Origin of the sequence: Streptomyces bikiniensis, assembly GCF_000716625.1 — a bacterium.
GTDB classification, from domain to species: Bacteria; Actinomycetota; Actinomycetes; order Streptomycetales; family Streptomycetaceae; genus Streptomyces; species Streptomyces bikiniensis.
On record NZ_JNXJ01000015.1, the window covers coordinates 38,086 to 51,275 of the forward strand.

At 73.4% G+C, this 13,190-nt stretch carries 12 protein-coding genes; 9 read left to right on the top strand and 3 right to left on the bottom strand.

Annotation, left to right across the window (positions count from 1 at the left end):
• Window positions 1-140: 140 nt before the first annotated feature.
• From OO47_RS13520 to OO47_RS13560, 9 genes are all read left to right on the top strand, one after another.
• Entirely contained in the window at window positions 141-986 is an 846-nt protein-coding gene (locus OO47_RS13520; protein WP_030213275.1) for an STAS domain-containing protein, read from the top strand.
• Entirely contained in the window at window positions 983-1,360 is a 378-nt protein-coding gene (locus OO47_RS13525; RefSeq protein ID WP_030213278.1) for an STAS domain-containing protein, read from the top strand. The genes OO47_RS13520 and OO47_RS13525 overlap by 4 nt, the downstream gene beginning before the upstream one ends.
• A complete protein-coding gene (locus OO47_RS13530) occupies window positions 1,357-1,779 on the top strand; it encodes an anti-sigma regulatory factor (protein WP_030213280.1) in 423 nt (140 codons plus the stop codon). Before OO47_RS13525 ends, OO47_RS13530 begins: the two co-directional genes overlap by 4 nt.
• The gene (locus OO47_RS13535; protein WP_033209106.1) at window positions 1,776-2,831 is read left to right on the top strand and encodes an ATP-binding protein; all 1,056 of its coding nucleotides are present in this window, start codon (window positions 1,776-1,778) and stop codon (window positions 2,829-2,831) included. Before OO47_RS13530 ends, OO47_RS13535 begins: the two co-directional genes overlap by 4 nt.
• On the top strand, window positions 2,828-4,660 hold the full coding sequence (locus OO47_RS13540; protein ID WP_078489637.1) for an ATP-binding response regulator: 1,833 nt from the start codon (window positions 2,828-2,830) through the stop codon (window positions 4,658-4,660). Before OO47_RS13535 ends, OO47_RS13540 begins: the two co-directional genes overlap by 4 nt.
• Window positions 4,660-6,297, top strand: a complete 1,638-nt coding sequence (locus OO47_RS13545; RefSeq protein WP_030213283.1) for a SpoIIE family protein phosphatase — start codon at window positions 4,660-4,662, stop codon at window positions 6,295-6,297. Before OO47_RS13540 ends, OO47_RS13545 begins: the two co-directional genes overlap by 1 nt.
• Before the next feature lie 203 nt (window positions 6,298-6,500).
• Window positions 6,501-8,081, top strand: a complete 1,581-nt coding sequence (locus tag OO47_RS13550; protein ID WP_051715963.1) for a PP2C family protein-serine/threonine phosphatase — start codon at window positions 6,501-6,503, stop codon at window positions 8,079-8,081.
• Window positions 8,078-9,163: a cobalamin B12-binding domain-containing protein gene (locus OO47_RS13555; protein ID WP_051715966.1), complete on the top strand. Its 1,086-nt coding sequence runs from the start codon at window positions 8,078-8,080 to the stop codon at window positions 9,161-9,163. The genes OO47_RS13550 and OO47_RS13555 overlap by 4 nt, the downstream gene beginning before the upstream one ends.
• Window positions 9,160-9,528 (top strand): STAS domain-containing protein, encoded by a 369-nt coding sequence (locus OO47_RS13560; protein ID WP_063831904.1) that lies wholly within the window; start codon window positions 9,160-9,162, stop codon window positions 9,526-9,528. The genes OO47_RS13555 and OO47_RS13560 overlap by 4 nt, the downstream gene beginning before the upstream one ends.
• 294 nt (window positions 9,529-9,822) lie before the next feature.
• Here OO47_RS13560 and OO47_RS13565 read toward each other — a convergent pair whose 3' ends face one another.
• From OO47_RS13565 to OO47_RS13575, 3 genes are all read right to left on the bottom strand, one after another.
• Window positions 9,823-10,146, bottom strand: coding sequence for an STAS domain-containing protein (locus OO47_RS13565; RefSeq protein WP_033209041.1), 324 nt, complete (start codon window positions 10,144-10,146; stop codon window positions 9,823-9,825).
• Between the two features lie 82 nt (window positions 10,147-10,228).
• Window positions 10,229-11,275: a YhgE/Pip domain-containing protein gene (locus OO47_RS13570; protein ID WP_030213298.1), complete on the bottom strand. Its 1,047-nt coding sequence runs from the start codon at window positions 11,273-11,275 to the stop codon at window positions 10,229-10,231.
• A 140-nt stretch (window positions 11,276-11,415) separates the two neighbouring features.
• Entirely contained in the window at window positions 11,416-13,023 is a 1,608-nt protein-coding gene (locus tag OO47_RS13575) for a S8 family peptidase (RefSeq protein ID WP_030213301.1), read from the bottom strand.
• Between the last annotated feature and the right edge of the window lie 167 nt (window positions 13,024-13,190).

Consider the following 13,190-nt stretch of genomic DNA (forward strand, 5'->3'; position numbering starts at 1 on the left):
TCCGCACAGGTGTGAGAACGAGAATCGGGGGCACGCGTGGCCGGGGGTGCGAAGGCCGGGAGGCGAGTGATCGGCGCCCCCGACCGGTGACGTATCGTCGGAGCCGGTTTCGCACGGCAGGACAGGTGAGGGGAAGGCCCATGGACAACGAGGAATCGAAGCGGTTGCTGGAACTGCTGACCGCGCGGCGGGCCGACCTGCTGGCGCAGTGGGAGGAGACCGTCGGAGCCTCGTTGCGCGGGCGCGTGAGCACCGCGGAACTCGGCCGGGAACTGGGCGAGCTCTACGACGCGGTCGTGGACGCCGTGTCGAAGGGCGGTCTCGCCGGGCGCGGCGAGCACTTCGCCGTCGTGCGCAGTCTTCTCGTCGAGCTGTCGCGCACCCGGGCCCGGCAGGGGTTCACCCCGACCGAGACCGCCGTGAGCATCTTCGCGCTCAAGGAGGTCCTCGAGCCCCTCCTCGCGGGTTCCGTCGAGGACGCGCGCGCCTACCTGCAGTTCGCCCGCCTGCTCGACGACCTCGGCCTGTTCACGGTGGAGGAGTACGCCCGGACCCGCGAGGAGATCATCTCCGCGCAGTCGCAGCAGCTGCTCGAGCTGTCCACGCCCGTGGTGAAGCTGTGGGACGGCGTGGTGGGCGTGCCCCTGGTGGGCACGCTCGACTCCGCGCGCACCCAGGTGGTGATGGAGAAGCTGCTCCAGGCCCTGGTGGACTCCAACTCCGCGCACGCGATCATCGACATCACCGGTGTGCCGGCCGTCGACACGCAGGTCGCGCAGCACCTCCTCAAGACCGTCGTCGCAGCGCGGATGATGGGCGCGGAGTGCACCATCTCCGGCATCCGGCCCCAGATCGCGCAGACCATCGTCGCCCTGGGCATCGAGTTCGGCGACATCCCCACGAAGGCGACCCTGGCCGACGCCCTGCGCCACGCCCTGATGGAGATCGACAAGGCCGCCGCGGCCCGTCCGGCGGGTCTGCTGTGAGCGATCGCGTACCGGTCCTGAAGATCGGTGACATCCTGCTGGTGTCGATCCAGGTGGACCTGGAGGACCAGATGGTGCTCGACCTCCAGGACGACCTCTCCCAGCAGATCGTCGCGACCGGCGCCCGCGGCGTGGTCATCGACATCTCGGCCCTGGAGATCGTCGACTCGTTCGTCGGGCGCATGCTGGCCACCACGGCCGCCATCTCCCGCGTCCTCGGCGCGGAGACGGTCGTCGTCGGCATGCGCCCGGCCGTCGCCATGACGCTGGTGGAGCTCGGGCTCTCACTGGGCGGCGTCCGCACCGCGCTCAACCTCGAACTCGGACTGGGCTACCTGCGCCGGGCGCAGGACACTCCTCCGGCGCGCCGGTGAAGGAGTATCCGGCCGACGAGGCCTCCCGCGAGGAAGTGGAGATCCGGTCCAGCGGCGACGTCGTCAAGGCCCGCCAGGCGGTTCGCGTCCTCGCCCAGCAGGCCGGTCTGTCCCTGGTCAACCAGACCAAGCTGGTCACGGCCGCCAGCGAGCTGGGCCGCAACACCCTCATCTACGGCGGGGGCGGTACGGCGCGCGCGGTCATCGTCCGCGACGTGGCGCGCGTCGGCGTGTGGGTGAGCTTCTCGGACACCGGCCCGGGCATCCCCGACATCGAGCAGGCCCTGACCGACGGCTGGACGTCGGGCAGCGGCATGGGGCTGGGGCTCAGCGGCGCCCGGCGGCTGGTCGACGAGTTCGAGCTGGACTCGGCGCCGGGCGCCGGAACCACGGTGACGGTGCTGAAGTGGGCGCGGTGAACCCGGTGTCCGGTGACGAGACCGAGGCCGGGGACGTCGTGTGGCTGCGCCTCGACGTCGCCGTCGCCGCGGCCGCCCGGCGGGAGGCCGCGCGGCTGGCCCGGCGCATCGGCATGGCTCCGGTCCGCGTGGCCGAGGCGGAACTCGCCGTGACCGAGGCGGCCACCAATCTGCAGAAGCACGCCCGGGACGGCGCCCTGGCCCTGCGGGTGACCGCCCCCCGGGGCCGGGCCGCCCTCGAACTCCTCTCCCTGGACAGCGGTCCGGGCATGACCGACCTGGGCAGTGCGCTCACGGACGGCGTGTCCGGCAGCGGCACCCTGGGCGTGGGCATGGGGGCGATCGCGCGGTTCGCCGACGTCTTCGACGTCCACTCCCTGCCCGGCCGGGGTACGGCACTGCTCGCGCGGTTCTGGGCGGAGGACGGCCCCGGCCCGCTCCCCGACCCCGACGAGCCCGAGGTCGCCGGTCTGACCCGCCCGATCAGCGGCGAGGAGGTCTGCGGGGACACCTGGGCCGCGCGCACCGAGCACGGCTCCGACGGGGCGCGGGCGGTCACGGTGATGATGTGCGACGGGCTGGGGCACGGCCCGCTGGCGGCGCTCGCCGGCGAGCGCGCGCGGGCCGCCTTCCGGGCGAGTGCCCACAGGAGCCCCCAGGACGTCGTGCGAGCCCTCCACGCGGAGCTGCGGGGCAGTCGGGGCGCGGCGATCACGGTCGCCCGGGCCGACTTCTCCCGGGGGGTGGTGGAGCACTGCGGGGTCGGGAACGTCAGCGCTTTCGTCGTCGGCGGGGAGAAGCGCGTCCCCCTCCTCTCCCTTCCCGGGATAGTGGGCCACCAGCTGCCCGCCCTCCGGCCCTTCCGGACCGCGCTGGAACCCGGTGCGGTCCTCGTCATGCACTCGGACGGCCTGAGCGACCGCTGGTCACCGGCCGATCTCCCCGGCCTGTTCACCCGGCAGCCGACCGTCGTCGCGGCCCAGCTCCTCGGGCAGGCGGGAGTGCGCCGCGACGACGCGGGCATCGTCGTCGCCCGGGCGGCCCGCGGATGAGGCAGCCGCACGTCGACAGTCTCTGCGTCCTTCCGCTGGCCGTCGAGCGGGACGGGTTTGAACTGCGGAGGCGGGGACAGTTGGTGTGTCGTGCCCTGGGTCTGGAGGGGCACGAACTGGTGCGAGTGGTGACGGTACTGAGCGAGGTGGGACGTGATCTCCTGGGAGCCCCGGGGCTTCGCGTGGACCTGCAGGTGGAGAGCTCCCTGCGGGACTCCGATCTCTTCCGTGCCCGCTTCACCTGGAGCGGTCCCCGCGTCCCCGGCCGTGATGCGCTCGACGCCGCCGGGCGGCTCCTGGACCACTGCCGGTACGCCGCGTCGTCCGGAGAGAACGCGTTGACGGTCGGCCAGCGGCTGACCGCCTCCTCGGGGGGCCCCGGGGAGAGGGCGGAGCGCGCCCGTACGGCACTCCGCGAATCGGGCGACCTCAGCATGGGCGAGGAGCTGCGGATCCAGAACCGCCAGCTCCTCCAGGCCCTGGAGGAGTCGAGGGCCCAGCAGGAGGAGCTGCAGCGGCTGAACGCCGAGCTGGAGGAGACCAACAAGGGGGTGGTCGCCCTCTACAGCGAGCTGTCCGCGGAGCTGGAGGAGACGAACACCGGCGTGGTGGCCCTCTACGCCGAGCTGGAGGACAAGTCCCGTCAGCTGCGTCTGGCGAGCGAGGCCAAGACCCGCTTCTGGGCCAACGTGAGCCACGAGCTGCGGGCCCCGGTCAACTCGGTCATCGCGCTGGCCCGTCTCCTGCTCGCGCCCGACGCGGATCCGCTGACCGAGGAGCAGCGCCAGCAGATGTCGCTGATCGCCGGCTCCGGCAGTACGCTCCTGGCCCTGGTCGAGGAGCTCCTGGACGTGGCCAAGGCCGAATCGGGACGCCTGGAACCGCATCTGGTGCCCACCGACCTGCGGACCCTGCTGCACCAGTTGCGGGGGACGCTGCGGAGCATGGCCCGTGACGGGGTGCGGCTGGACATCCCCGACGTGGAGGACGTGCCGGAACTCGTCACCGACGAGGTCATGCTCACACGCGTCCTGCGCAACGTGCTGTCCAACGGCCTGAAGTTCACCACGGCCGGCGAGGTCCGCCTCACGGTCACGGCCGAGGACCGGGCCGGACGGCCCTGGTTCGTCTTCACCACCACCGACACGGGCATCGGGATCCCCCAGGACCAGCAGGACCGTGTCTTCGAGGAGTTCTACCAGGTCCTGGGCACACACCAGCGGGGGCAGCCGGGCACCGGCCTCGGCCTGCCCTACGCCCGCAGGCTGACCAGCCTGCTGGGCGGCGTCCTCACGCTGACCAGCGAACCGGGTGCGGGGACCGTGGTGCGGGTCGAGATCCCGGCCCGTCACGACCTTCCCGCACAGGACGCGCCGCAGTCCGGGGCCGCCGACGGCACCCGGGTGGGGTCGCTGGTCGTCGTGGACGACGACCGGACGTTCGTCGAACTGCTCCGGCCGGTCCTGCACCGGGTCGCACGGAAGGTGACGGAGGTGTCGGTCAGCTCGCGGGCCGTCGACGTCATCCGCGCGGAGCGGCCCGACGCGGTCCTGATCGACCTGGCGATGCCCGCCCCCGACGGGTACGTGCTCCTCCAGGTCCTGGCCCGCGACCCGGAGACCGCGGACGTCCCGGTCGTGGTCCTCACCTCGTCCGACCCCGGAGACGTGGATCGCTCCCGGCTCACCCACGCGCGGGCCGTCCTGGGCAAGACGCACCTGACGCCCGAACGCATCGCCCTGTCCCTGGCCATCGATCCGGCCGGACCCGACCACACCCCGCCGGCGGAGGCCGGCGAGCAGCGCACGTCCGGAGAAGCCACGCCGTGATCGCAGGCCAGTTCCCTTCCGACCACTCGCCCGCGTGCGTCCTGGTCGTGGACGACAACCCGACCAACCGCTACGTCCTGCGGACCACGCTGTCCCGCGCGGGCCACACCGTCGTGGAGGCGGAGGACGGCACCGGGGCGCTCGCGCTGCTCAAGGACGCCGACGCCCTGCCGGAGGTGGCCGTCGTCGACGTGCGGCTGCCCGACATGACCGGCTTCGAGGTCTGCGAGCGCATCAAGGCCGACCCGGCGACGGCGGGCATCCCCGTCCTCCACGTCTCGGCGTCCGCCATCACCGTCGACGACCGCACCCAGGGCCTCAACCGGGGCGCGGACGCCTACCTCACGGAGCCCATAGCCCCGGACGAGCTCCTCGCCACCGTCACGGCCACCCTGCGCTACGCGCGGGCGCGCCGCCGGGCCGAGCGCCTCGCGGACCGCCTGCTGCACCTGAACGAGGCGACCCTGCTCCTCTACAGCGCGGACAGCGCCGCCGGGGTCGCCCGGGCGGCCGCCCGGGGCGCGTCCATCGTCCTGGGGGCGCCCGCCGTGGCGGCGATCATCTCCCCGCACGGGGAACCGGCCTCGGCGGTCTGCGACGGCGCGGGCGGCCCTTCCTCCCCGGACGCCGTCGCCGACGCGCGGCTCGACGCCCGCGACCTGCCCCCGCACCACGAGCTGGGAGACCGTACCGGGACGCGCCTGCTCACGGTCCACGCCCGCGAATGGCCGGGGTTCCCGTCCGGCCCCGTGCCCCGCGACAGGCTGGTCGTGGCCGTGGCGCGCGCCAAGCCCGGCCGGCAGCCGGTGTGCCTCGCGGTCCCCGCGGAGACGGTGTCGACGTCCGACGACGAACAGCTGCTCGCCCAGCTGGCCCAGGCGTGCGCGCTCGCCCTGGAGGCCCTGCGGAGCTACACCGAGGAGCACGACCTGGCCCTCACCCTCCAGCGGAGCTTCCTGCCCGAGACGCTGCCCGACTCGCACCTCGCCGACCTCGCGGTGCGCTATCTGCCGGCCAGCGACCACGCGGAGATCGGCGGCGACTTCTACGAGGCCCTTCCGACGCGGGGCGGCCTCCTGCTCGCCGTCGGCGACGTCGCCGGCCACTCCCTCGACGCGGCCATGCTCATGGGGCAGGTGCGCCACGCGCTGCGCGCCTACGCCATCGAGGGGCATCCGCCGCACGACATCCTCGGGCGGCTCGACCACCTGCTGACGGCCGTCGGGGCGCGACTGACCCTCACCCTGTGCATCGTCCTCATCGACGAGGCCACCGGTCTGCTGCACATCGCCAACGCCGGCCATCTGCCGCCGCTGCTGCGCACCCCCGACGGGCAGGTCCGCTCCCTGGACGAACACGGACCGCTCCTGGGCATAGGCCTCCCCCATCCGGTGAGCACCGAGGTGGCGCCGCCGCCCGGCTCCGTCCTCGTCATGACCACCGACGGCCTGGTCGAACGCCGCCGTGAGAACCTGGAGGTCTCCCTGGAACGCCTCGAATCCGCCCTCGGCGGCCTCCCCGCGGACGTGGAGAGCGTCTGCGACGGCCTCCTGGAGGCGTTCCCGCCGAACGGGGAGGACGACATCGCCCTGATGGCGGTGCGTTTGACCGGCAAAGGGCGATCCCTCACATCGTGAGGCTTCCATGCGCATGTGCCCGACGGGTTGCGGTCCCGGTGCCGGATGCGAGACGGTTGCCCTCGGACAACTGTCGTCCATAGCAGGAAGGTGGTGAGGCGCGTCGCGCGCCTCCTTTTGTGTCTGCTTCCCGCGGTTCTCCCGCCCGTCCGCCCAGCGTCGGCCCCCGGGCCCGTGCGGCCTGGATCGAAGCTCCCCACCCCGTGCTGGTCGTGGACCGGCACGGGGGTCTCGTGCGGATCAACGAGGCCGCCCGGCTCCTCCTCCCCGACGCCGCGAGCGGCGACTGGCTGCACGAACGGGTGCCGCCCTGGCTGTCGGACGCCCACCGGCGCATCTGCGACGGCTTGTCGGACGCGGGGTCCGGGCCGCCGACCGGGCGCATCCGCGACCGTTTCCTGGAGGCGCACCCCACGACGGGCGACGACGGTGACGTGGTGTGGTGGCTGGTCGACGAGACCGACCGCCGCTTCGCCGAGACGGCACTGCTCGACGTACGGGCGCGGTCCGAGATCCTCGCCGAGGTCTCCGGCGCGCTGCTGTCGACGCTGAACGCGGGACGATGCATGGAGATGGCCGCCTCGATGGCCACGGAACACCTCGCCGAGGCCGCCGTCCTCGTGGCGCCGCCCCAGGGCCGGCGCCACCCGCTGACCTTCGCCCGCCGGGGCGGCCCCGTCACGCAGACCGTCCGGCAGGTCGACGTCTCCGCCGTGCCGGGTCTCGCCGAGGCCCTGCAGGGCTTCCCGCCCGTACCGGCCCGTTGGATCGATCCCGCCGACCTTCCCGACTGGGTGGTTCCCGAAGGCTTCACCTCGCCGGTCGGCTCCGTCATCGTCACGCCGCTCCCGGGCCACGGGGTGCCCGCCGGAGCGCTCATCCTGCTGCGCTCCGGCACCGAACGGGCCTTCAGCGAGAGCGAGGAGGTGTTCGCGCGCCTGTTCGCCGCGCGTGCCGGGGCCGCCCTGTCCGCGGCCCGCCTCTACACCGAGCAGGCGGCCATCACCACCACACTGATGCGCGAGCTGCTGCCGCCGGCGCTGCACCACGTCCACGGGGTCGAATACGCCGGCGGCTACCGCGCCTCGAAGGACCACGAACGGGTCGGCGGGGACTTCTACGACGTCCATCCCAGTGCCGACCCCTCCGGGGAGACCCTCGTCGTCCTGGGCGACGTCGCGGGCAAGGGCCTGGACGCGGCGGTCCTGACCGGCAAGATCCGCAACACGCTGCACGCCCTGCTCCCGCTGGCCGAGGACCACCGGCGGATCCTGAACCTGCTCAACGGCGCGCTGCTCTCCTCGCACCACACCCGCTTCGCCACCCTCGTCCTCGTCTCCGTGCTCAACCGGGACGGCCGGACGCGGCTGCGACTGACCAGCGCGGGGCACCTGCCGCCGCTCCTCGCCCGCGCCGACGGCACGGTGGAGGAGGTCGCGACCCGCGGCACCCTGGTCGGCGCGCTGCCGACGGTCGAGGCCCGGACCGTGGAGACCGTGCTCGCCCCCGGGGAGACGTGCCTGCTCTACACCGACGGCATCGTCGAGGCGCGGGGCGGCCCTCTCGGAGACGACTTCCTGGGGACGGAACGCCTGAAGAGGGCCCTGGCCGAGTGCGCGGGCATGCAGGCGGAGGCGGTCGTGGAGCGGATACAGATGTTGGCCGCCCAGTGGATCCGCGAGGGCCGTCACGACGACATGGCCGTCGTGGCGATCACCGCTCCCAGGGCTTCGTCGCACGCCGGGGACGAAGAAAGCGGCCGGAACGGCTGGAGGAACACGTGAGACAGGCCACCGCGACGGACACGGTGGTGGAACGGCTGTGGAGGGCAGCGGTGGAGGGTGACGAACCCGCCGCCGCCTCGGTCGTCCACGAGGCCCTCGACGCGGGTGTGCCGGAGGAGACCCTCCTCCTCGACGTGCTCGCGCGGGTCCAGGCGCGGGTCGGCGTCGAGTGGGCCGCCGACCGCATCACCGTGGCCCAGGAACACGCCGTCACCGCCATCAACGAGCGGATCGTCGCCTCCCTGGCGCACCGCCGCACCGGCGGCGGCACCGCGCCTTTCCGGGGCCGCGTCACGGTCAGCTGCGTCGACGGCGAGTGGCACGCGTTCCCCGCCCGTCTCGTCGCGGAGGTCCTCTCCCTGCACGGATGGCGGGTCGACTACCTCGGGGCGCAGACCCCGACCCCGCACCTGGTCGCCCATCTGCACCAGAGCAATCCCGACGCCGTCCTGCTGTCCGGTTCGATCCCCACCCACCTGCCGGCCGCCCACGCCGCCATCACCGCCTGTCAGGCCGTCGGCGTCCCGGTCCTGGCGGGCGGCCGCGCCTTCGGTCCCGACGGCCGGTACGCGCGCACGCTGTGCGCCGACCGGTGGGCGCCCGACGCGCGGGGCGCGCTCGCGGTCCTGGACGGGGGCGTGGCACGGCCGAACGCGTCGGCCGGCCGACAGGCCGTGGACGACCTGCCGCACCTGGCCGACCAGGAGTACACGATGGTCGTCCGGTCCCGGCACCGGCTGGTCAAGCAGACCCTGGCCGACCTGGAGGACCGGTTCCCCCCGATGCGCGCGTACGACGACCTCCAGCGCGAGCGCACGGCTGAGGACATCGCGCACATCGTCGACTTCCTGGCCACCTCGCTCTACGTGGACGACCCCGAGCTGTTCACCACGTTCCTCGTCTGGACCGCCGACGTCCTCGGAGTGCGCGGCGTCCCCGCCCGTTTCCTCGTGGCGAGTCTGGACGTCCTGGCGGAACAGCTGCGTGACTTCCCCCGCACGATGCGCGCGATCGAACGGGGCGCGGCAGCCCTGGGCGCGCACGCCGTCCGTACCGGCTCCGGCTCCGGCTCCGGCTCATGAGCGGCTTCCCCTCCACCGAGTTCGCCCTCGAACTCGTTCGCGAGTCCGACTCGCTGTTCGTGCGCGTGACCGGGGACCTCGACTACGACACCTGCGACGAACTGGTCGACGGGATCACCGAGCACCTGACGGGCGACGGAACGCCGCCACGGTGCGTACGGCTCGACTTCGACGGCCTGACGCACATCGACTCCTCGGGCCTGTCCGCCCTGCTGCTCGTCCACCGCCGGGCCGGCGCCCTCGGTGCCACCCTCCACCTGGACAACCGTCCGGACTTCCTGGAGCGCATGCTCCACATCACCAACGTCCTGGACCACCTCACCGGCCCGCCGCCGGGCTCTCGGTCCGGTCGGTCGGCGGGCTGACGCGGGCGGAGCCGGGCGACGACCTCCTTGCCCGTCGCCAGGTCGTCGTGGTGCAGCCGCTCGTACGGGAGGGCGACCAGGCGGAGGCCGTGTCCTCCCGCGCGGCGGACGTCCCGTTCCCGGACGACCGGCGGACGGGGGGAGCCGTCGCGGACGGTGACGTCCAGCGGGGAGCCCCCGGGGGGACGGTTCGAGGAGGAGTACGCCGGGGCCGGTGCGCGGTCGAACCGCCGAACGGAACGGCCCCCGCCGCTCCCCGGTACCGGCTTCCCTTCCCCGCCACCGGTCACGGGCTCAGCTGGCCGGGGAGGGGCCCGTGCTGACGATCCGGAAGCGGTCCAGGGTACCGCTGACGTCCAGGAGACGCAGCACCGCGGAGTGCAGGGGGCCGATCAGCACCAGTTCGCGTCCGTCCGCCTCGTGGCGGCGCCGGGCTCCGAGCAGCGTGTTGAGGAGCATGCTGTCGGCGAACGTCACCCGGGAGAGGTCCACCGCCGTCATCGGGGAGGCCGCTTCGTCGGCCGCCGTCCAGGCGGCCTCGACCTCCTCCACGTCGTCGTGATCCATCTCGCCGCGCATCGTGATCAGGAAGACCTGCTCGTGTCGGGTGAGGTGCACTTTTCCCTCGGGGACCGCATACATGGCGTCATCCTCACACCGGCGGACGCCGCCGCGCCAGTCGCCCCCGGGCGGGCGGCCGTCACGGGGCCCGGACCACCGGGTCCGGGGCGCCGTCCGCTTCCGCGGCCCGGCGTCGCCGGAGCACCGCCGCGAGCATGGTGACCAGGACGCCGACGACGGCCCAGGCCGACAGGACCAGCAGGGCGGAGGTCATGTCGTTGCCGTGGAAGTACGAGATCGAGCGGGCCGCCCAGGTGCCCGCGCCCGGTGGCAGGGCCGGGCCGATGGCCTCCCAGAACGGTGGCAGCATCGGCGCGGGGAAGGCGCCGCCCGCGCTCGGGTTGCCCGCGATCACGACCAGCAGGATCGCCAGGCCGATGCCGATGACGCCGAAGAGGCCCTGGAGGGCCAGGGTGGCGGCGCCGACCGCGAAGATGAGCAGGACGCCGAGCCCCCACAGGGCCCACACGCTGCCCGGCAGGGCGCCCAGGATCGGCCCGACGATGACCGCGCCGCCGAGGCCTCCGACGAGGGCGACCAGGGTCATGGTGCCCAGGCGGGTGGCCGCGCGGGCCGGGTTGGCCGGGCGGGCCCCGGCGCTGATCGCCAGGATCGACGCGCACAGGTAGGCCCCGACGCACCAGCCGATGACCAGGTAGAACGAGGACAGGCTGTTGAAGTCGTGGGGCGAGGACGGGGCCACGTCGACCGTGCGGACGGTACGCCCCTGGTTCTTGTCCACGGCGGTGACGAGCGACTCCAGCGCGAGGGACAGGGCCCTGCCGCCGCCGGAGGCGACCAGGAGCGTGTCGGTGGTGCCGGCCGGGCGCACCACGAGCGCTCCGTCGATCTCCCGGTTCAGGAGCTGTTGCCGCGCGGTCCTCTCGTCGGGCAGCGCGCGGGGGTCGAGCGGCGAGCCGGGCAGCCCCTCCAGCCGGGCCACCGTCTGGCCGGCCACGGCCTGCGGCGCCACCACGCCGAAGGGCACGTCCTTGAGCTTGGGCTCGTGCAGCGCGCCCACGTAGGAGGCGACGAACAGCAGCTGGAGGGCGATCACTCCGATGACCAGCAGGGTGGCCCGTGGAGTGACGGCGTCCTTCACCTCGGACAGGGTGCTCTGTTTCATGTCCCCCACGCTCCCGGTGGCCCGGTGTCCGCGCAGCCGGAGGGCGCCCGAACGGCTGTCGTACGCGCGCGTGGCACGGCCCGCGCCCCCGGAGCGGCTCTGCTCCGGGGGTGCGGGACGGGGGAAACGCGGGGCGCCGGTCAGAACTGGAGCGACCAGGCGTTGACGTAGCCGGTGTCGTTGACCCAGTTGTCGGTGACGCGGAGCTTCCAGGTGCCGTTGGCGGCCTTGCCGGAGGCGTCGACCGTGAACGTGCCCTGGACGTGGTCGGCGCTGTCGGAGGAGTTGTAGTTCTTCAGGACGAACGCGCCGCCGTCGGGGGCGACCAGTTCGACCTTCAGGTCGCCGCGGAAGGTGTGGCGGACGTCGACGGTGACGGCCAGGTTCGCGGGGGCGTTGCCGGTGACGCCGGTGACGGTGATCGGCGACTCGACGGTGGCGTTGTCGCGGATCTGGACGTCGTCGGTGTTCTCGAACTTGTCACCGGTGGGCGGCGGGGTGGTGCTGCCGGTGCCCGTGTACAGGAGCTTGTTCGGGGAGCCGGTGCGGGGGTCGGTGACCTTGCCGGAGGTGGCGTCGGCGACCAGCTTGTCGCGGACCTGGGCCGGGGTCCAGGTCGGGTTGGCGGCGAGCAGCAGGGCGGCCGCGCCGGCGACGTGCGGGGCGGCCATGGAGGTGCCGCTCATCGACTGGGAGGCGGTGTCGCCGGAGTTGGACGTGGAGACGATGCTGTCGCCGGGGGCGAAGACGTCCAGGCAGGAGCCGTAGTTGGAGCCCTGGCCGTTGGACCAGCCGGTGGCGCGGGCGTCCCGGCTGTTGGTGGCGCCGACCGTGATGGCGGCCGGGGTGGAGGACGGGGAGTAGGAACACGAGTCGGCGTTGTTGTTGCCGGCCGCCACGACCCAGGTGACGCCGGAGGCGATGGAGGCGGCCACCGCGTCGTTCACGGACTGGGTCTTGCCGCCGCCGATGCTCATGTTGGCGACGGCGGGCTTCTTGGCGTTCTTGGTGACCCAGTCGATGCCCGCGAGGACCGGGGCCCAGGTGTCGCCCGAGGTGCCCTGGCAGTTCAGGACCCGGACGCCGATCAGCTTGACGCCCTTGGCGACGCCGTACGCGCCGCCGCCGACGGTGCCGGCGACGTGGGTGCCGTGGCCCTGGCAGTCGGAGGCGTTGGAGTCGTTGTCGATGAAGTCGTAGCCGCTGACCGCGCGGCCACCGAAGTCGCGGTGGCTCATGCGGATGCCGGTGTCCAGGATGTACGCGTTCACGGTGGAGGCGGTGGTGCCGTAGGTGTAGCCCTTGTCGATCGGCAGGTCGCGTTGGTCGACGCGGTCCAGGCCCCAGGAGGGCGGGTTGGGCTGGGTGTCGGCGGCGTACGCCGCCGCGTCGGCCTCCACCCGGGCCACCGACGGGTCGGCGGCCAGCTCCTTGGCCTCGGCCTCCGTCATCCGCACGGCGAAGCCGCGCAGGGCGGCGGTGTAGGTGTGGCGCAGGCTGCCGGCGTGCCGCTCGGCCAGGGCCTTCGCGGAGGCGGGTACGTCGGCGCGGGCGACCGAGTCCTTGAAGGTGACGATGTAGGAGCCGTCGACCGCGCCGGGGCGGTCCGCGCCGACGATGCGGCCCTCGCCGCCGCCCGGCGGTACGGGGGCGGCCGTGGCCCCGGCGGTGGAGGCGGCCCCGGCGAGCAGGGCGGCACTGGCGCCGACGGCGAGCAGGCGCCGGAGGGCGCGAGCGTCGAACTCCATGGTTTCTCCCTTGAGATCCCTTGAGAGGTGTCCGGGCCCGGCTCGGGCCCGGAGGGGGGACACCCGTCGCCCCGGTGGGCCCCGGACGCGCTCCACCGGTGGTGGGGAGGGCGCGTCCGGAGACCGGCCGCCGGATCGCCGGACGCGATCCTGTCCGGATCATGACA

Bases quoted from the DNA above. Each gene is read 5' to 3' on its own strand.
- OO47_RS13575 (WP_030213301.1), bottom strand. From the start codon at position 13,023: ATGGAGTTCGACGCTCGCGCCCTCCGGCGCCTGCTCGCCGTCGGCGCC.
- OO47_RS13570 (WP_030213298.1), bottom strand. From the start codon at position 11,275: ATGAAACAGAGCACCCTGTCCGAGGTGAAGGACGCCGTCACTCCACGG.
- OO47_RS13520 (WP_030213275.1), top strand. From the start codon at position 141: ATGGACAACGAGGAATCGAAGCGGTTGCTGGAACTGCTGACCGCGCGG.
- OO47_RS13560 (WP_063831904.1), top strand. From the start codon at position 9,160: ATGAGCGGCTTCCCCTCCACCGAGTTCGCCCTCGAACTCGTTCGCGAG.
- OO47_RS13540 (WP_078489637.1), top strand. From the start codon at position 2,828: ATGAGGCAGCCGCACGTCGACAGTCTCTGCGTCCTTCCGCTGGCCGTC.